This is a genomic window from Thalassobaculum fulvum, assembly GCF_014652915.1.
In the GTDB taxonomy this organism is placed as follows: Bacteria; Pseudomonadota; Alphaproteobacteria; order Thalassobaculales; family Thalassobaculaceae; genus Thalassobaculum_A; species Thalassobaculum_A fulvum.
Genome location: NZ_BMZS01000002.1, coordinates 628,535 through 647,697, shown reverse-complemented (window position 1 = coordinate 647,697; position 19,163 = coordinate 628,535). Strand labels below are relative to the sequence as shown.

The window sequence follows — 19,163 nt, the reverse complement described above, 5'->3', positions numbered from 1 at the left end:
CAGCGGGTGCCCGCCCGTTGGGGGGGCAGGGGTTCGAGGCGGCGGGTGGGTTCCGGCTCGGCCGCGCCGAGGGCGGCGCGCCCGTCCGGAATGACGGCATGTAGGGTGGGCGTCAGAGGGCTCAACCGAACGCAGCGGATGGCATCACGCCCCTTGACGTCATTCCGGACCGGGCTGCCGAAGGCGGCACGGAGCCGGAACCCACGAAGCGACGGGCATTGCGAACTGGTATAGGCGACGGGCATGGCGGCGAGGTGCGTCCGATTTCCGCCCAGCACCACGTCAGCCACGCGGCCAGACCGCCACCGCCGGATGGTCCAGCTCGGTCGTGTAGCGTGCGTCGCGTCCACCCGGCGACCCCCAACCGGTAACCGCGGGGCCGAAGAACTCGGCGTTGATCTGCAGGAAGGGCCGCTCTTCCTCGGGCAGGCGATCGTCGGCATGGATCGCCGCCACCGGGCAGGCCGTCTCGCAGATCCCGCAGTCGATGCATTCCTCCGGATGGATATAGAGGGTGCGCCCACCCTCGTAAATGCAGTCAACCGGGCACACCTCCAGGCAGGCGGTGTCCTTGACGTCGATGCAGGCGGAGGCGATCACGAACGGCATCAGCGCCCCTCCCAGACCGGCTTTCGCTTCTCGCGGAAGGCGAGGGGGCCCTCGTCGGCGTCGCGCGACTGCAGGGCCTCGACCACCGCCGGCAGCCGCTGGGCCTGGGCCTCGGCGGCGGCCATGTGGGCGGTCCGGCGGACCGACTGCTTGACGGCTCGCAGCGACAGCGGCGCGCAGGCCAGCATGTCCTCGACCCAGGCCTCGACGGCGGCGTCGAGCTCGGCCCGCGGCACCACCTCGTTGACCAGGCCGAAGGCGGCTGCCTGCCGGGCGGCGATCCGCCTGCCGGTCAACAGCATGCCCATGGCGTGGCGGTACGGGATCTGGCGTTGCAGCAGCACCATGCCGCCGTCCAGCGCCAGCCGGCCGACCCGTGGCTCGGGCAGGCCGAAGGTCGCCTCCTCGGCCGCCACCACGATGTCGCAGCCCAGCACCATCTCCAGCCCGCCGCCGAGCGCGTGGCCGTTGACCCGGGCGATCACCGGTACGTCGAGGGTATCGCGCAGCGCGATGCCACCGAACCCGCCGGGACGCGTCGCCGCCCAGTATTCCAGGCCGGACAGCCCGCCGCCGGCGCTCATGTCGGCGCCGGCGCAGAACGCCCGGTCGCCGGCCCCGGTCAGCACCACCAGCCGGACCTCGCGGTCGGCCTCGATGCGCGCCCAAATCGCCTGCAGCTCGGCCTCGGCCTCGGCGTCGATGGCGTTCAGCACCTGCGGCCGGTCGATGGTGACCCGGGCGACGTGGCCGTCGAGCTGGTAGCGGACCGGCATCAGTCGCTGCCCGTCTCGGCGAGCGTCAGGCCGAGCTCGGCCAGCACCTCGCCGGTGTGCTGCCCGAGATGGGGTGGTGCTATGCGGATGCCGACCGGCGCGTCGGCCAGATGCACCGGCGAGCCGATGGCGCGCACCGTCTCGGCGTTGCCGGGCGCTTCCAGGACCATGCCGTTGACCGCGACCTGCTCGTCCTCCAGCGCCTCGGCCAGCGACCGGACCGGCGCGCACAGCAGGTCCTGGGCCTCCAGCCGGCCGATCCAGTAGGCGGTGTCGTTCTGCCGGAACCGCTCGCGGAAGATCGCCTGCAGGGCCGGCCGGTTGCGCATCTGCAGGTCGAAGCCGGCGAACCGCGGGTCGGTCGCCAGCTCAGGCAGGTCGAGGGCCTTGGCGATCTCCCCCAGCGGGTCGGCTTTGAACGCGCCGACCATGACCAGGGCGCCGTCGCTGGTCTCGAACACCCCCGACAGCGGCATCGAAGCCCAGTTGACCTCGGCGCCGCGCATCAGGTGGGCGGTGCCCTCCTGCATCTGGGCCGCCAGCATGGAATCGTGCAGCGACACCTCGACCCGCTGGCCGCGACCGGTCTTGTCGCGCTGCAGCAGGGCCAGCAGCACGCCCTGCACCAGGTGCATGCCGGCGCAGTAGTCGGCGAAGGTGACGCCGGGCACGGTGACCGGCACGTCCGGGGCGGAACGCCGGTACATCACGCCGGTCATCGCCTGGGCCAGCAGGTCCTGCCCGCCCTTGTAGGCGTACGGCCCGCTCGACCCGTAACCCGAGCCCTCGGCGAAGATCAGCCGCGGGTTCAGCCTGGACAGCGCGTCGTAGCCGAAGCCCATGCGGTCCATGACGCCGGCGCGGAAGTTGCTGACCACCACGTCGCTCCGCTCGATCAGCCGCAGCACCGCGTTCCTGTTCTCGGGCCGACGGGTGTCGAGCACGACGGAACGCTTGTTGCGGTTGAGCGAGCAGAACACCGGACCCAGCAGGCCGGCCGGGTCGTTCGGGAAGGCGGTGCGCGACAGGTCGCCGGTTCCGGGACGCTCGATCTTGATCACGTCGGCGCCGTAGTCGGCCAGCATTTGCGTCGCGCACGGCCCCATCATGACCTGCGTGAAGTCGACGACGGTGACGCCATCCAGTGGCAGTTGGGGGGCTGGCTGCGGGGTATCGGTCACTCGATGGTCTCCAGAATACGGGCGTTGGCGGACGGCCGGTCCCCGGGGTCGCCGCCCTGGGCGCGGACCTTGGCGCAGATCTGCTTGGGCGCGACGTCGCGCACCCGGATGCCCTGCTCGATCGCCAGCGCCGCGGCGACGCCGGCCGACTGGCCCATCGCCATGCAGGGCGGGATCTCACGGGACTGCTTCTGGGCGGCCTCGGTGGCCGAGTAGTGGCGGCCGGCGACCAGCAGCTGGTCGACGCCCTTCGGCAGCATGGCGCGGTACGGGGTGTAGTAGTCGCGGCCGCGGGCGACGGTGTCCGGGAAGTGGACGCGGTCGGCCACGTCCTCCTTGGTCACCACGTACTCGCCTTCGAGCAGCCGGGTGGTGCGCACGCCGAGCTGCGGGGCGACGTCGACCACGTAGCAGTTCTCGAAGCCCGGGGTGTTGGCGCGCACGAAGTCGACCAGGGCGTAGATCCGCCTGCGGCCCTCGAAGTCGGCGCGGGTCTGGTTCTCGACCGCCAGCGCATCGAAGCCCGGCATGTGCGGGCAGTTGCACCACACGATCCCGGGCAGCGGCGTCTTCAGCCACCACAGGTCCCAGGACCCGCCCATCACGCGCTTGGCCTGGCGCTCGACCTGGGCGAACGCGTCGGGATCCTCGAACCGGAAGCGCTCGGCCTTGTCGGTGTCGACGTTGCCGAGCCGGAACACGGTGGTGACGATGTAGTTGCCCTTGGAGTGCGGGGCGCCGGCCGCGGCTGCGACGTCCAGGTCGCCGGTGGCGTCGATGATCACGTCGCCCAGGATCGCCTGCGGCCCGGCCTTGGTCTCGCACACCACGCCCTTGATGCGGCCGTCCTCGACGATCGCCCGCGAGAACCAGGAGTGCAGGCGCAGGTCGACCGCCGACTCGGCGATCATGTCGTTGGACACCCGCTTCCAGCCGTCGGGATCGAAGGCGGCGGCGAACACGATCGGGTGCGGCTTGGTGTGCGCCCGGAAGTCGAAGGCGCCCCAGCGCGACCACTTGCGCCACATCTCCCAGTCCTGGCGGCGGTCCTCCTCCGGCGGGTACACGGCGAGGCCGAGCTTCTCCAGGCGCTCGATCATCTCCATGCAGATGCCGGTGGTGGTGATCTCGTTGCCGTTGTGCATGTCGTCGAGCACCAGCACCATCCCGCCGGACGCCAGCCCGCCGAGATAGGGGTAGCGCTCGACCAGCGTGACCTTCACGCCGAGGCGCGAGGCGGCGATGGCGGCCGAGAACCCGGCCGGTCCGCCGCCGACCACGACGACGTCTGAACGGGCGACGACCGGCGCCTCCCCGTGGCTGTCCCGTATGCGGTCCGATGCGACCATGGCGTCACACTCCCGGTAGTCGAGGTGAAGGGGATCAGGCGACGACCGGCGCCTGCCAGCGCACGACCAGGCGCTCCAGGCCGGTGATCGCCAGGAAGAACAGCACGCTGAACGTCGAGCCGACGATCACCGTGGCGTACAGCAGGGCCGAGTCGAAGTTGTAGGTCGCCTGGATGATCAGGGCGCCGATGCCGACGGTGGAGCCGATCCACTCGCCGACGATGGCGCCGATCACCGCGGTCGAGGCGGCGATCTTCAGGGCCGAGAACAGGTACGGCAGGGCGGTCGGCACCCGCAGCTTGAAGAACACCTCGCGCGGGCTGGCCGACAGCACCCGCATCAGCTCCATGGCCTGCGGGTTCACGGATTCCAGGCCGCGGACCATGTTCACCAGGGTCGGGAAGAAGCAGATCAGCGCGGCGATGGCGATCTTCGGCTCGATGCCGTTGCCGAGCAGCAGCACCAGGATCGGCGCCTTGGCGACCACCGGGATGGTGTTGATCAGCACCACCACCGGGAAGAACGCCTCCTCGGCGGTCTTCTTGTGCACGAACACCGTGGCGATCGCGATCGCCGCCGCGTTGCCGAGCAGGAAGCCGAGGACCGCCTCGAGCGCGGTCGGCCACAGATTGGCCAGCAGCATCCCGGCGTTCTCGACCAGGGTCTGCGCCACCGCGAACGGCGACGGCGCCACGAACGGCGGCACGTCGAACCCGTAGACCAGCAGGCCCCACAGCACCAGTACCGACAGCACGCCGGCGGCCGGCATGATGCGGCGGCGCAGCCGGCGCCGGCGCTGGGCCGCCCGGTACTCGGCCTCGGCGGCGTCGATGCCCTGGCCGCTCTGCAGGATCGCCACGTCGGCCATCACGCTTCTCCCAGCAGCCGGCGCAGCCGCGCCGCGATGCGCATGAAGTGGTCGGTCTCCCGGATGTCGAGGGTGCGGTCGGCCGGCAGGTCGATCGGCACGATCTCACGCACCCGCCCGGGATTGGCGGCCAGCACCAGTACGGTCTGGCCGAGGAAGGTCGCCTCGTAGATCGAGTGGGTGACGAACAGGATGGTGGTCCCGGTCTCCTGCCAGATCCGCCGCAGCTCCTCGTTCAGGTGGTCGCGGGTGATCTCGTCCAGGGCCCCGAACGGCTCGTCCATCAGCAGCACCTTCGGGCCGCCGACCAGGGCGCGGGCGATCGACACGCGCTGGCGCATGCCGCCCGACAGCTCGTGCGGATAGGCGTTCTCCCAGCCGGACAGGCCGACCAGGGCGAGCAGCTCGGTCGGGGTCGGCGAACCCGGCGGCAGCACCGAGCGGCCGCCGACCTCGAGCGGCAGGGAGACGTTCTGGATGGCGGTGCGCCAGGGCAGCAGGGCGGCGTCCTGGAACACGAAGCCGAGGGCATGGTCGCGGCGTGCCGTCTCGGCACTGCCGCCGAGCACGGTCACCCGTCCTTCGGTCGGCGGTACCAGGTCGGCGACCACGCGCAGCAGGGTCGACTTGCCGCAGCCGGACGGACCGAGGAGGGACAGGAACGAGCCCTCGGCGATCTCGAACGACACGTTCTCCAGGGCCGTGACGGTACGGCGTTCGGTGATGAACCGCACCGCCACGTCGTCGCACCGGATCGCCGGCGCCCCGGGGGCCTCGGCGACCGCCGGATCGAGAAGGGCAGCCTGGGTGACCATCACCCCGGCCTCAGCCGATCCGCGGGCGGCTCTGCTCGGTCGCCTTCAGCAGGTCGAGGGTCATCACCTCGTCGAGCTTCGGCACCCGCTTGGAGAACTGGCCGAGCGAGGCGTACTGGTCGATCTGGTCCTGCCAGACCGCCGGGTCCATGGCGCCCCAGCCGTTCGCCTTGGTGTTGCCGTTGAACGCGAACTTCAGCATGACGTCGACCGCCAGCCGCTCGTCGTCGCGCTTCAGGTTCGGATACTCCTTGACCAGCAGGTCGACCGCCTTGTCCGGGTTCTCGTGGGTGTACTGCCAGCCCTTGGCGGTGGCGGCGATGTACTTCTTCAGGGTGTCGGCGTGCTTGGTCAGGGTGTCGACCGTGGCGTAGTACGGCAGGCCGTACAGCCGCACCCCGGTGTCCCACAGCTTCATGTCGACGCGCTGGTCGCCCAGCACCTTCAGCGCCGTGGTGTTGGTCTGCCAGCCGGTGAACACGTCGACCTGGCCGGTCATCAGCGGCGACATGTCGCCGCCGGACGGAATGATCTCGACCTTGTCCTCGGCGATGCCGTTCTTGGCCAACAGCGCGCGCAGCAGGATGATGCCGGTCTTCTGGATACCGATCTTCTTGCCGATCAGGTCCTTCGGCTCGCGCACCGGATTCTTCGACAGCGAGAAGAAGGTGTACGGGTGCTGCTGGGCGCCGACCGCGAAGCAGCGGATCGGGATGTCCTGGGAGACCGCCAGCATCAGCGACGGGCTGGACGACAGCTGGCCGATCTCGAAGCGGCCGGACGCCACCATGGCGACGCCGTCGATGCTCGGGCCGCCCGGCTGGATCGTCAGCTCGATGCCCTCGGCGGCGTAGTAGCCGAGCTGCTTGGCGCAGACCTCGCCGATCTGGTTGCCGCCGATCAGCCAGCCGAGCTGGAGGTTCAGCGCGGTCTTGCCGGAGGCCAGTGCGCGCGCGCTCATCAGCCCGCCGCCGGCGGTCAGTGCGGCGGCGCCGGCGGCCTGCAGAAGCGTGCGCCGCGAAACGGTCTGGTATCGGGATTCACTGGTCATGACTTCGGTCTCCCCTGCCTACAGTGGAAGCGACACCCTGGGACGGATGCGTCTCGATCGGACGCATCTCTGATTGTTCGGTGCGGGGAGTATTCTCCCCGGCAAGCGTTCGCCAAAGATCAATTTTTCTGACGACGCGTTGCTGTTTCGGCAACGTGTGTGCGATGTCCGCCGCCGGCCGAATAGTGCTCGCCCGTATTTGCAGTCCCGGTGGCCGATCCTAGAGTCGCAAAATGCGAGGGTTCGCGCGCCCGCGGTGCCTGCCGGCACCCGGAACCGGCGGCACCCGGAACCGGCGGCACCCGGAACAGGAGGCGTTGGCATGGCATCGGCGACTGCGCGCTACCGGATCGGCTTCGACATTGGCGGCACCTTCACCGACTTCGTCCTGCTCGACGAGGATGACCGCGCGCTGCGGCTGCACAAATGCCTGACCACGCCGGCCGACCCCTCGGTCGGCGCCCTGCAGGGCATGCGCGAGCTGCTGGACGCCGCCGGGCTGAGCATGTCGGCGGTCGGGCACGTCGTGCACGGCACCACGCTGGCGACCAACGCGATCATCGAGCGCAAGGGCGCCCGGCTCGGCCTGCTGACCACGCGCGGGTTCCGCGACATCCTCGAGATGGGCACCGAGCAGCGCTACGACATCCACGACCTGTTCCTGACCTATCCGGACGCCCTGGCGCCGCGCCGCCGCCGCCGAGAGATCGACGAGCGGGTCGACCGCGACGGCAGGGTCGTCACCCCGGTGGACCTCGAGCAGGTGCGCGCCGAGGTGCGGGCGCTGCTGGACGACGGCGCCGAGGCGATCGCCGTCTGCTTCATCCACGCCTACGCCAACCCGGCGCACGAGCGGGCGGTGCGCGACCTGATCCGGGCCGAGTTCCCCGGTGTGGCGGTGTCGGCCTCCAGCGACGTGCACCCGCAGATCAAGGAGTACGAGCGCAGCTCGACCACCGCGGCCAACGCCTATGTCCAGCCGCTGATGTCGGAGTACGTCGCCAAGCTGTCGGCGGCGCTGGCGGATCAGGGCTTCACCGGCCGGTTCCACCTGATCCAGTCGTCGGGCGGGCTGACCGCGCCGGAGACCGCGGCCGAGCTGCCGATCCGGTTCCTGGAATCAGGGCCGGCCGGCGGCGCCCAGGCGACCGGGCTGATCGGCCGGGCGATCGGCCATCCCGACGTGCTGTCCTTCGACATGGGCGGCACCACGGCCAAGGCGGCGCTGATCCAGGACGGCGAGCCGGACATCGCGCCGATGCTGGAGGCCGGGCGCGTGCACCGCTTCAAGAAGGGCAGCGGCATCCCGGTGTTCGCGCCGGTGATCGACATGATCGAGATCGGCGCCGGCGGCGGCTCGATCGCCCGCGTCGACGACCTCGGCCTGCTGAAGGTCGGGCCGGACAGCGCCGGCGCCGACCCGGGGCCGGCCTGCTACGGCGCCGGCGGCACCCAGCCGACCGTCACCGACGCCAACCTGCTGCTGGGCTACCTCGACCCCGGCTATTTCCTCGGCGGCCGGATGAGCCTGGATGTCGCGGCGGCCGAGGCCGCGGTGGCGGGGCTGGCCGGCAGGCTCGGGCTGTCGACCCTGGAGGCGGCCTGGGGGATCTACGACCTGGTCAGCGAGAACATGGCCGGCGCCGCGCGCGTCCACATCGTCGAGAAGGGCCGCGACCCGCGCGGCTATGCCATGGTCGCCATGGGCGGCGCCGGTCCGCTGCACGCCGCCCGGGTCGCCCGCAAGCTCGGCATGCGCGAGGTGGTGGTGCCGCCGGCCTCGGGTGCGGCCTCGGCGCTCGGCTTCCTCGGCGCCCCGGTCAGCTACGAGATGGCGCGCTCGTTCCCGGTGCGGATCGCCGACCCGGACTATGCCGCGATCGAGGCGATGCTGGCGGAGATGGAGGCCGAGGGGCGCCAGCGCCTGGCCGATGCCGGCGCCGCGTCCGGTGTCACGGTCCAGCGCAAGGCCGACATGCGGCTGCGCGGCCAGATGCACGAGCTGTCGGTGACCATGCCGGGCGAGCCGCTGTCGCCGGACAACCTGCCGTCCATGGTCGCGGCGTTCACCGAGGAGTACCAGCGCCGCTACACCCATTTGTACGACGGCGCCGAGATCGAGGTGCTGAACTGGCGGGTCGTGTGCACCGGGCCGGCGCCCGAGCTGTCGACCCGGCTGGCCGGCGGCTCGACGGCCGAGCGTGCCCTCAAGGGTCACCGCAAGGCCTGGGTGCCGGAGCGCGGCGAGGTGGCCGAGGTACCGGTCTACGACCGCTATTCCCTGCGGCCGGGCGAGACCGTCGCCGGCCCGGCGATCGTCGAGGAGCGCGAGGCCACCACCATCGTGCCGGACGCCTGCACGGTCCGGGTCGACGAGCAGTTCAATCTCCGCCTGTCGCTGGCCGAGCTGAAGGCCGGCCAGGTGCTGGTCGGCGCCGACACCGCGCTGGACGACGCGATCGCCCGCATCGAGGCCGACCCGGTCGGGCTGGAGATCATGTGGAGCCGGCTGATCAACGTCGCCGAGGAGTGCTGGCACACGGTGATCCGCACGGCGTTCTCGCTGATCATCGGCGAGGCCCAGGACTTCGCCTGCGAGATCCTCGACGCCGACGGCAAGCAGATCGTGCACTCGCCGCGCGCCATGCCGGTGTTCAACCTGACCCTGCCGATCGCGGTCAACGCGATGATCGAGCGGTTCCCGCCGGAGACGCTGGAGCCGGGCGACGTGCTGGTCACCAACGACCCGTGGCTGTGCGCCGGCCACCTGTTCGACATCGCGGTCGCGGTGCCGGTGTTCCGCGAGGGCCGCGTCGTGGCGTTCGTCGGCGTGGTCGGCCACGTGTCCGACATCGGCGGCACCAAGGACAGCCTGAACGCCCGCGAGATCTACGACGAGGGCTTCCAGATCCCGCCGATGAAGCTGTTCCGCGCCGGCAAGCCGAACGAGGACCTGCTGGAGCTGTTCCGCGAGAACGTCCGCCGCCCGGACCAGGTGCTGGGCGACCTGCACGCCCTGGTCGCCTCGGGCATGACCGGGGCCGAGCGCATCGGCGAGTTCATGGAAGAGTACGGCATGCACGACCTGAAGGCGCTGGCCGCGGTCGTGCAGCGCCGGGCCGAGGCGGCCATGCGCCAGGCGATCCGCTCGGTGCCGGACGGCATCTACGAGCACATCGTCCAGGGCGACGGCCTCGACCAGGCGATGACCTACCCGATCCAGGTGTCGATCCAGGGCGACCGGGTCGACATCAGCTTCGACGGCGCGCCGCCGCAGATGGACCGGGGCGGCAGCAACTGCACGCTCACCTACACCAAGGCGCACGCCACCTACCCGCTGAAGTGCATCTTCTCACCGGATGTGCCGGGCAACGCCGGCTGCTACAGGCCGATGGGGGTCGACGCGCCGGCCGGCAGCATCCTGAACTGCGACCGGCCGCTGTCGGTGAACATGCGGACCCGCACCGGCTGGTACATCGCCCCGAACGTGTTCGGCGCGCTGGCCGACGCGGCACCCGACCGGGTACAGGCGTTCACCGGCCTGCCGTCGAGCGCGCTGTTCTACGGCATCGGGCCGGACGGCATCGTGTACAGCGACCACCTGTTCCAGGGCGGCGGCCAGGGCGCCTCGGCCCATGGCGACGGCAAGTCGGCGCTGCTGTACCCGACCAGTGCCGCGAACACCTCGGTCGAGTTGTTCGAGACCCGGGTGCCGGCGCTGGTGCTGGAGAAGGCGCTGATGGTCGACAGCGGCGGCCCGGGCCGCAAGCGCGGCGGGCTCGGCCAGGTGGTGTCGACCCGCAAGCTGCAGGACGACGGCCGGCCGTGCCAGGTCGGGATCTACCCGAACGGCGTGCTGACCCGGGTGCAGGGCCTGTTCGGCGGAAAGGCCGGGGCGCCGTCGGCCGGGCTGGTCGGCAGGTTCGGCGAGACCCCGCGGGACGTCGGCGTCGGCGCGCTGTCGAGCCTGACCGGCGTCGACCAGTTCGCCGAGCTCAGGATCTCCGGCGGCTCCGGCTTCGGCGACCCGCTGACCCGCGGCTACGACGAGGTCCAGGCCGACCTGGACGAGGGCTACGTCACCCCCGAGGGCGCGCGGCGGGACTACGGCTGCATCGTCGGCGCCGACGGCCGGATCGACCGGGTCGCCAGCGACCGCCTGCGCAAGGGCGAGGCGAGGGAGACCGAGCCGGCGGAGTAGGGGCTTTCCGGCTTCCGGCATGGGTCCCGGCTCGCCGCTTCGCGTCGGCCGGGATGAGGGCAGTGGGGTGACTTTCAATCCCCTCATCCCGGACGGCGCGGTGAAGCCGCGGCGAGCCGGGACCCATCGCCGCGAGAAGCAGCGGGGCGTCGACCTATCCCGCCACCGCGGCGATCGCCGCCGCCATCGTTCGCGTCCCCGCCATGAAGTCCTCGATCGCCATGGCCTCGTGCGGGTTGTGGCTGCCGTTGGTGTTGCGCACCAGGACCATGGCGCCGGGGATGCCGACGCCGGCGAACACAGCGGTGTCGTGGCCGACGGTGGCGAACTCCTGCGGCTGCATCCCCTGGGCCTCGGCCGCCGCGATCAGCGCCGCCCGCAGCCCCGGGTCGAGCGGCGTCGGCCGGGAGCCGACCCGGCCGCCGAGCTCGAAGCGCACGTCGCGGCGGGCCGCGATCTCGGCGGCCAGCTCGGCGATCCGGACCGCCGATGTTTCCAGGAAGTCGTTGGTGGTGCCGCCGAAGTTGAGGGTGAAGTCCATGCGGCCCGGCACCTTGGTCATGGCGTGCTCGGCGGCGTCGGTGAACAGCTTGCCGACGGTGAACACGGTGTCGGGCACGCCGGCCTGCTCCTGCTCGATCCACCAGGCCTCGAGCCGCGAGATCAGCTCGGCGGTGGCCAGCGCGGTGTCCTGGCGCCAGGCCCGCGGGCAGGCGGCGGAGTGGTCGTAGCGGCCGAGGCAGTGGGCATCCGGGAACCGCACGTTGCCGCGGATCGCCGTCGGGATCGCCACCGGCTGGTCGGCGTCGATCAGCAGCGGTCCCTGCTCGATGTGCAGCTCCAGGAAGGCCTTGGTGTTGGACGCGTCGATCCAGGGTTTCGCGGCGCGCAGGGCGGCGACGTCGAAGCCGCAGCCGGCGATGCACTCGGCCAGGGTCTGGCCGGTGTCGGCGCGGCGCAGCCGGTCGAGGTCGCCGTCCGGCAGGGTGCCGCAGGCCAGCTTGCTGCCGAGATAGGCGGTGCCGAACCACACGCTCTCCTCGCCGTGCATGGCGATGGCGGTGATGTCGCAGGGCGGCGTCCAGCCGAGGTCGCGGAACGCGGCGAGCGCGGTCAGCGAGGCCAGCACGCCGGCATGGCCGTCGTAGTTGCCGCCGCGCGGCACGCTGTCGACGTGCGAGCCGGTCAGCACCCGGCGGGCGCTGCGGTCCTGGCCCGGCAGGGTGGCCAGCAGGTTGCCGGCCGGGTCCCAGCTCGTCTCGAGGTCGAGTTGCCTGGCCGCCGCCTCGACCTGGCGGGCCGCTGCCATGTCGAGATCGCTCCAGGCCGGCCGGGTGACGCCCTCGACGTCGCGCGAGGCCTCGCGGGCGGTCTCGAACAGGGCGGCGGCGAAATCGGTGCGGGCGTCGACGGCACGGCCGACGGCGATCGGGTCGGGACTGGGCATGGGGGCTTCCGTTCGAACGCGGCGGGAGACGCAAGTAGAGCGCGCCGGGGCGGTGGGGGGCAACACGGACGGTCGCGGGCGGCTCGGGCCGGCCCTTCGCGGTTCATGCGCCGAGACTCTCGACAAATCCGTTACCGAAATTCGGTGACAGTGCACTCATCTCTAGATTGAGTGCACTGTCACCGGAATTCCCCTAGATTGAGTGCACTGTCACCGGATTTCCGCACCGGATTTCCGAGGTGTGCACTCCAGCGGGTAGTCGAAAGAATTCGATGTATTGTCACCGGGGCGTGGGTCTCGGCTCTGCGCTCCGCTCCGGCCGGGATGAGGGGGTAGGAATATGCCCATGATCCCTCATCCCGGCCGCAGCGGCGAAGCCGCGGAGAGCCGGGACCCACGCGCGGCGACAGTCGCGATCGCCTGACGTTGCTCGCGAGCCTGTAGACCCGGGCGCATCCCGGTGCGAGAGCGGGCCAAGAAGGGCAGGGGCCGGGTGCCCGCACCCCCTCACCCCGCCAGCTCGAGCGCCGTCCTCACCGCGCTCGACACCGCCAGGATCGCCGGGGCGCCGAGCACCTCGCGGACGATGCGCTTGGTGTCGCGGGTGTAGCTCATGCAGTCGAGCACCAGCAGCTCCGGGCGGTGGGCCCGCAGGCTCTCGGCGGCGGCGCGGATCTCGGCCTCGCCGGCGTTCGGCGACAGCGCCACCACCTCGGCGTCGTAGCCGGCCTCCCGCCAGCGCGGGCGGCTCTTCGCACACTGCTCGGCGAGCGGCGTGAACACCCCGAGCCGGCCGCCCTCGGCCAGGCAGCCGCGCACCATGGCGTTCAGGGTGCGCGACGGGAACAGCACCGGGTACTTGCCGAGCCAGTCCGGGAACTCGCCGGTGCACATCACCATTGTGACGTCGTAGCCGGCGGCAGACAGCGCCTCGAGCTGGGCGGTGCCGTGGGCCACCACGTGGCGCTTGCTGATCTTCACGCCGTCGCCGTTCGGCAGCCGGGTGAACAGGGTGTCGGGGTCGCTCTCCGGCGGGATGGCGTCGATCTCGGCCCGGCTGAGGCCATCCAGGCAGCCGCGCAGGTCGAGGTCGACCGGGCCGCCGGCGAGGTCCCGGATCACCGCTTCGACCTCCGGCCGCGGGCTCTGCCCGACCACCAGGGCACCGATCCTCGGCCCGATCCTGGGATTGCTCACTATCCGGCCCTCCTCATGCCTTCCGCCACGATGTCGCCGACCACGCGCACCCGGGCGCGCACCGCGTTGCCGGGCAGGTAGGCGAGCGGCAAATCCTCCATGTCGACGACCTTGAGGGTCGCCGGGTCGGCGCCGGCCGCCACCGCGCGCTCGCGGGCCATGGTCTCGGCCTCGCGCAGCAGGGCGTCGCGGTCCATGTCGCGGAACACGTGGTCGACCTCGCCGCTGACCTGGGCGGTGGCGGCGCCGACCGCGTTGGCGACCGCGAAATGCTCGACCCGCACCACCTCGGAGATGCCCGGCATCCGGTCCGGCGTCAGCATTGCGCCGCCGCCGACCGCCAGCAGCGGCACCGCAGCGGCGTCCGACTTCATGCGGTCGACGGTCTCGGCCAGCCGCCGGTGCACGGTCTCGACGGTCTCGCGCACCAGAGCGGCGGGCAGGGCGGCGATCCGGCTGCGATCGCCGATCTCGGCGATCCCGGCGGCGACCGCGATGTCGGTCAGGGTCAGGGTATCGCCGCCGAACACCAGGGCCTCGCGGGTCAGCCGGTGCCCGACGCTGACCGGCCCCACGGTCAGCGGGTCCTGCTTCACCACGGTGCCGCCGCCGATGCCGATCGACAGCACGTCCGGCATCCGGAACAGGGTGCGGACGCCGCCGACCTGCACGACGTTGTTGGCCTCGCGCGGGAAGCCGGCACGCAGGCAGCCGACGTCGCTCGTCGTGCCGCCGACGTCGACCACCATGGCGTCGTCGATGCCGGACAGGAACGCCGCCCCGCGCATGGAGTTGGTCGGGCCGGAGGCGAAGCCGAACACCGGCTGCTCGCGGGCGATGGCGGCGCTGGCCACGGTGCCGTCGTTCTGGGTGATGAACAGCGGGGCGTCGAGCCCGCTCTCGGCGATCGCGGTCTCGAAGGCGCGCACCGTCTCGCCGGCCAGATCCTGCAAGCAGGCGTTCAGGATCGTGACGTTCTCGCGTTCCAGCAGGCCGATGCGGCCGAGGGTGCTGGACAGGGTGATGCGCAGATCCGGATGCTCCTGGCGCAGGATCTCGGCGGCCCGGTCCTCGAACGCGCTGGTCAGCGGCGAGAACACCGAGGTCACGGCGACCGCGGTCACGCCGTCGGCGCGCATCCGGCGGCCGGCCTCGGCGACCGCGGCCTCGTCGAGCGGCATCAGCGGCCGGCCGTCGTACTCGTGGCCGCCCTCGACCAGGTAGGCGCCGCCGTCGACCAGCGCGGCCAGGTCGCGCGGCCAGTCGACCATCGGCGGCAGGCTGGCGCAGGCCGGCAGGCAGATCCGCAGGGCGGCCGCCCGGTTCAGGTGGCGGCGCTGGACCACCGCGTTGATGAAGTGGGTGGTGCCGATCATCACCGCCGCGGTGCCGGCGATGGCGCCGCCGACCTGGGCGGTCAGGTCGCGCAGGGCGGTGCGCACGCCGCCGGTGACGTCGTCGGTGGTGGCGGTCTTGACGGCACCGACCACGGTGCCGCCGTCGACCAGGACGGCGTCGGTGTTGGTGCCGCCGACGTCGATGCCGATGCGCTTCATCGGGCGCCCTCCGCAAAGACGGATCGAAAATCGAGATCGAAGCCGAAGGCCCGCGGGCCCACCGCCTCCAGCCCCTTCGGGCTCATGAACACCTCCGGCCCGGGCAGGGCGAGCACGGACACCCGCTGGCCGTAGCGGATGACGTCGGTGCCGATGCCGTCGCCGCTGACGCTGTCGACCACGCAGATCAGGTCCGGGGTCATCACCACCGGCTCGCCGTCCAGGTAGCCGACCGAGAACTCGTTCTGGAAATGCACGGTGAAGCGCCGGCCGGCATCGCCGCCGAGCCCGTCGATCTCGGCCCGGCCGCGCAGGAAGCCCTCGGTCGCCCGGCGCGCCACGTCGACCACCTTGCCGGCGAACAGCAGCTTGCCGGCGCAGGCGTCGAGGATCGCCCGGACCGGGTCGGCGTGGCGGGCGCGGGCGTCGAGCACGGCGCGGCCCAGGTCGATCGCCTTGGTGGTGGTGTACAGGATGCCGTGGTCCTTGACCTCGCGGCCGGTGCGCGGCGCCTTGCAGGTGGCGGCGACCGAGCCGACCTCGACGCAGGCCTTGCGGCTGATCCGCTCCATCCACTTCCAGCTGGCGGCGCGCGGGATGATCACCTCGTTGTCGCGGATGTCGGCCAGCGCGAACGGCCAGCACTGCAGCTCGGCGACCGCGACGCTGGTCATCTGCGCCTCGGGGTAGGCCCGGCCCATGGTGTCGGCGTCGACCACCGGGTAGCCGGTCAGCGCCGCCACCATCAGCGGGTGCACGCCGTTGCCGCCGCCGATCTCCAGCGACATGACGGCGTCGAACTTGCGCCCCAGATAGGTCTCCATGGTCCGTACCGGCTTGGTCGCGAACGCGGCGTCGGCCAGCCGCTCCTGCCCGACCAGCGGCGCGCCCATGTTGGACAGCACCGCGACCAGGGCGTCGTCGGCCAGCGACAGCGGGTCGATCAGGGTGACGGTGTGGCCCTTGCGGTACAGCTCCCGCACGTTCAGCAGCTTGTGGTACGGGTCGCCGCCGCCGCCGGTGCCGAGGATCCAGGCGCCCAGTGCCAGCGCCTCGACGTCGTCGATGGTGAGCACGCGCGGCGGGAGAGGCACGCGGCCGCCGATCGGGACGTCAGGGGCTGAGGCGCTTGGCACGGGGCAACTCCGCGTCGGTCGAGAGTCCGGAAACCGCGGCGAATATTATGGGCGAGGCGGCGGCGTCCCCAATACGCAGTGGCCCGTACGGGTCGCCACGCGGGGAACGGTCCCGGCAAACGGCCCGGCCCGCTTGATCCGCCGCCGGTCGGCTCCTACCATTCCACCTTCGACATCCCGGTGGAGGACCGTCCTTGAGCCAGGAGGCGGCGTTCGGAGCGACCCAGGCGGACCCCCGGTCCGCCGCCTCCGTGCAGCGCGTCGCCTTCGTCACGCTCGGCCAGACCCCGCGCAGCGACGTGGTTCCCGAACTCCGCAAGCTCGCCGACCGGCCGATCGAGGTCCTCGAGCTCGGCGTGCTGGACGACGTCCCGGCCGGCGACATGGCCCGGCTGGCGCCGCCGCCCGGCCACCCGGCCCTGCTGACCCGGCTGCGCGACGGTAGCGACGTGGTGCTGTCGCTGGACTGGACCAGCGACCGGATGCGCGGGATCTACGCCGAGATCGCCGCCGCCGACGTCGACCTGGTGGTGCTGATGTCGACCCTGCTGGGCGAGCCGCCGGCGATCGCCCGGACCACGATCTTCTGCGACCGCGTGGTGGCGCGCGCTATCGAGACCTTCGTCGACAGCGGCCTGCGGGTCGGCATCGTGCTGTCGCTGGAGAGCCAGGGCGACATGGTGGCGTTCCGGGGCACGCGGCGTGGCATGATCCGGCCGGCGGTCGCCCGGCCCGGCGACGCCGTCGCCCTGGAGACCGCGATCGACGAGCTGCGCGACTGCGACCTGCTGGTCCTGCACTCGGTGACCTATGCCGAGGCCGAGCGGGCTGCGGTCGCCGATCGTTCGGGAAAGCCGGTGGTGATGGCCCGGCACCTGGTGGCGAGCGCGATCCGCGAAGCGCTGGACCGGCTGGCCGGCCCGTGCGGCAACGCAGTCCACGGCGCCCCCCGCACCCACGGCGCCCCCCATAACGGTACCTTGCGCGACCGGCTGCGCACCCTCAGCCAGCGCGAGCGCGAGATCATGTTCCTGGTGGCCGACGGGCTGGCCAACAAGGAGATCGCCTTCCGGCTCGGAATCAGCTTCCGGACCGTCGAGATCCACCGCGCCCGGATGATGGGCAAGATGGAGTTCAGCACCATGGCGGACCTGGTGCGAACGGTCGACAGCCTGTCCGAGTTCTGACCGTCGGCAAGTCGAGCGGCGCCGGCTACGTGGCGGCGCGTATAGGACTCGGTCCGCGGTTCTGGCTTAGACTTTCCCTCCCGAATGCGTCGAAGAACGCAGAATCGACAGGACTCGAAGGGATTGGGAGGCCGCCGGCGTCGGTCCCGGACCGGACGGCCGTGGAGCGCGGCCGACGACGGACAACAGGGGGATGCACATGAGAAAGCTCATCGGAGTGGCCCTGGTCGCCGGCCTGACGGCGGCGAGCTTCGCGATCGCCTCGCCCTCGGCGCAAGCCTTCGAGCGGCGGGACGGCCAGAAGATCCTGGTCACGGCGCAGCGCCAGGCGGTGCCGACCATGGACCCGAGCGTCAAGTACGACGCCTCGATCCGCACCATGCAGCAGGCGATGTACGACGCGCTGCTGAAGTACGTCGACACGCCGCCGCGGATCGTTCCGTGGCTGGCGGAATCCTACGACGTCAGCGACGACGGCCTGACCTACACCTTCCACCTCGTCAAGGGCGCCAAGTTCCACAACGGCGACCCGGTCGACGCCGAGGCGGTGCGCTGGTCGTTCGAGCGCACCCTCAAGCTGGGCAAGGGCCCGGCGTGGATGCTGAACGCCTTCCTGAAGGCCGAGAACATCAAGGCGGTCGACGCGCAGACGGTCACCTTCACCCTCGACCGCCCGTTCGCGCCGTTCACCTCGTTCCTGCCCTGGTGGTACATCATGAACCCCAAGCAGGTGCTGGCGAACGAGGTCGACGGCGACCTCGGCCAGAAGTGGCTGATCGAGAACGAAGCCGGCTCCGGCCCCTACCGGCTGAAGCGGGTCGAGCAGGGCACGCTCTACGAGCTCGAGCGGTTCGACGGCTACTGGCGCGGCTTCGAGGGCAAGCTCGGCGGCATCATCTACAAGCTGATCCGGGAGTCCTCGGCGCAGCGCGCGGCGCTGATGCGCGGCGAGGCCGACCTGGTGACCGGGCTGAGCCCGGACGAGTTCGACCAGGTGGCCAAGGCCAAGGGCGTGGTCACCTCGACGCAGCCGGCGCTGACCGCCTTCGGCATCAAGTTCAACACCCAGGGCAAGCTGACCTCGGACATCAACCTGCGCAAGGCGGTCGCCTACGCCTTCGACTACGACGCCCTGATCAAGATCTACAACGGCCGGGCGGTGCTGCAGTCCAGCCCGTTCACCGACGCGATCCTCGGCAAGATCGACGTCCCCGGCATGCCCCGCAAGGACATGGCGAAGGCCAAGGAGTTCCTGGCCAAGTCGAAGCACCCGAACGGCGGCATCGAGCTGGAATACGTCTACGTCCAGGGGCTGGAGGAGGAGCGGCTGATGGGGCTGATCCTGATCGACAGCCTGAAGGAGCTGAACATCACCGTGAAGATGGTCCCGCTGACCTGGGCCAACATGGTGGCGCGCGGCTCCAAGGTCGAGACCTCGCCCGACATGATCGCGATCTTCGCCACGCCGGTGTCGATCGACCCGGACGCGGTGGCGATCCAGTACCACCCGTCCAGCCAGGGTGCGTACTACGGCGTCCACTGGCTCGACGATCCCGAACTGACCAAGATGATCGAGGAGGCCCGCTTCACCACCGACTGGGCGAAGCGCGAGCCGATGTACGCCGAGATCCAGAAGAAGATCGTCGATCTGCAGCCGGAGATCTTCGGGATGATGCGCGAGCGGCGGATCGCCTATCGCGACTGGGTCAAGGGCTACGAGTACAGCCCGGTCCGGATGACCGAGGAAGTCGACTTCTACCCGCTGTACATCGAGTGACCGATCGCGGGCG

The 19,163-nt window shown here is 71.1% G+C and carries 14 protein-coding genes; 3 read left to right on the top strand and 11 right to left on the bottom strand.

The annotated features are described in order from the left end of the window. Window positions 1–282: 282 nt before the first annotated feature. Genes fdxA through IE246_RS06250 form a run of 7 tightly spaced genes read right to left on the bottom strand, consistent with a single transcriptional unit; the run spans window position 283 to window position 6,649 of the window. On the bottom strand, window positions 283–609 hold the full coding sequence (gene fdxA, locus IE246_RS06280) for a ferredoxin (protein ID WP_189988075.1): 327 nt from the start codon (window positions 607–609) through the stop codon (window positions 283–285). Further along, entirely contained in the window at window positions 609–1,385 is a 777-nt protein-coding gene (locus tag IE246_RS06275) for an enoyl-CoA hydratase-related protein (protein WP_189988074.1), read from the bottom strand. The genes fdxA and IE246_RS06275 overlap by 1 nt, the downstream gene beginning before the upstream one ends. Further along, the gene (locus IE246_RS06270; protein WP_229836512.1) at window positions 1,385–2,566 is read right to left on the bottom strand and encodes a CaiB/BaiF CoA transferase family protein; all 1,182 of its coding nucleotides are present in this window, start codon (window positions 2,564–2,566) and stop codon (window positions 1,385–1,387) included. Before IE246_RS06270 ends, IE246_RS06275 begins: the two co-directional genes overlap by 1 nt. Beyond that, window positions 2,563–3,915 (bottom strand): FAD-dependent oxidoreductase, encoded by a 1,353-nt coding sequence (locus IE246_RS06265; RefSeq protein ID WP_189988073.1) that lies wholly within the window; start codon window positions 3,913–3,915, stop codon window positions 2,563–2,565. The genes IE246_RS06270 and IE246_RS06265 overlap by 4 nt, the downstream gene beginning before the upstream one ends. 34 nt (window positions 3,916–3,949) lie before the next feature. Continuing rightward, a complete protein-coding gene (locus IE246_RS06260) occupies window positions 3,950–4,783 on the bottom strand; it encodes an ABC transporter permease (protein ID WP_189988072.1) in 834 nt (277 codons plus the stop codon). Next, on the bottom strand, window positions 4,783–5,598 hold the full coding sequence (locus IE246_RS06255; RefSeq protein WP_189988071.1) for an ABC transporter ATP-binding protein: 816 nt from the start codon (window positions 5,596–5,598) through the stop codon (window positions 4,783–4,785). The genes IE246_RS06260 and IE246_RS06255 overlap by 1 nt, the downstream gene beginning before the upstream one ends. 10 nt (window positions 5,599–5,608) lie before the next feature. Then, window positions 5,609–6,649 (bottom strand): ABC transporter substrate-binding protein, encoded by a 1,041-nt coding sequence (locus IE246_RS06250; protein ID WP_189988070.1) that lies wholly within the window; start codon window positions 6,647–6,649, stop codon window positions 5,609–5,611. A gap of 322 nt (window positions 6,650–6,971) precedes the next feature. Between IE246_RS06250 and IE246_RS06245 the strand changes: the two genes are divergently transcribed. Then, window positions 6,972–10,850: a hydantoinase B/oxoprolinase family protein gene (locus IE246_RS06245; protein ID WP_189988069.1), complete on the top strand. Its 3,879-nt coding sequence runs from the start codon at window positions 6,972–6,974 to the stop codon at window positions 10,848–10,850. A gap of 154 nt (window positions 10,851–11,004) precedes the next feature. On the opposite strand, the gene IE246_RS06240 is transcribed toward IE246_RS06245, so the two are convergent. From IE246_RS06240 to IE246_RS06225, 4 genes are all read right to left on the bottom strand, one after another. Next, window positions 11,005–12,297 (bottom strand): hydantoinase/carbamoylase family amidase, encoded by a 1,293-nt coding sequence (locus IE246_RS06240; RefSeq protein ID WP_189988068.1) that lies wholly within the window; start codon window positions 12,295–12,297, stop codon window positions 11,005–11,007. Between the two features lie 507 nt (window positions 12,298–12,804). Then, the gene (locus IE246_RS06235) at window positions 12,805–13,494 is read right to left on the bottom strand and encodes an AroM family protein (RefSeq protein WP_189988067.1); all 690 of its coding nucleotides are present in this window, start codon (window positions 13,492–13,494) and stop codon (window positions 12,805–12,807) included. Further along, window positions 13,494–15,050 carry a hydantoinase/oxoprolinase N-terminal domain-containing protein gene (locus tag IE246_RS06230; RefSeq protein ID WP_189988066.1) on the bottom strand — a complete coding sequence of 519 codons (1,557 nt, stop codon included), beginning with the start codon at window positions 15,048–15,050 and terminating at the stop codon, window positions 13,494–13,496. The genes IE246_RS06235 and IE246_RS06230 overlap by 1 nt, the downstream gene beginning before the upstream one ends. After that, entirely contained in the window at window positions 15,047–16,144 is a 1,098-nt protein-coding gene (locus IE246_RS06225; RefSeq protein ID WP_229836509.1) for an S-methyl thiohydantoin desulfurase family protein, read from the bottom strand. The genes IE246_RS06230 and IE246_RS06225 overlap by 4 nt, the downstream gene beginning before the upstream one ends. Window positions 16,145–16,380: 236 nt before the next feature. Here IE246_RS06225 and IE246_RS06220 point away from each other — a divergent pair, with 236 nt between their 5' ends. After that, a complete protein-coding gene (locus tag IE246_RS06220) occupies window positions 16,381–17,373 on the top strand; it encodes an AroM family protein (RefSeq protein ID WP_189988065.1) in 993 nt (330 codons plus the stop codon). Window positions 17,374–17,572: 199 nt separating this feature from the next. Beyond that, a complete protein-coding gene (locus IE246_RS06215) occupies window positions 17,573–19,150 on the top strand; it encodes an ABC transporter substrate-binding protein (RefSeq protein ID WP_189988064.1) in 1,578 nt (525 codons plus the stop codon). Window positions 19,151–19,163: the final 13 nt, after the last annotated feature.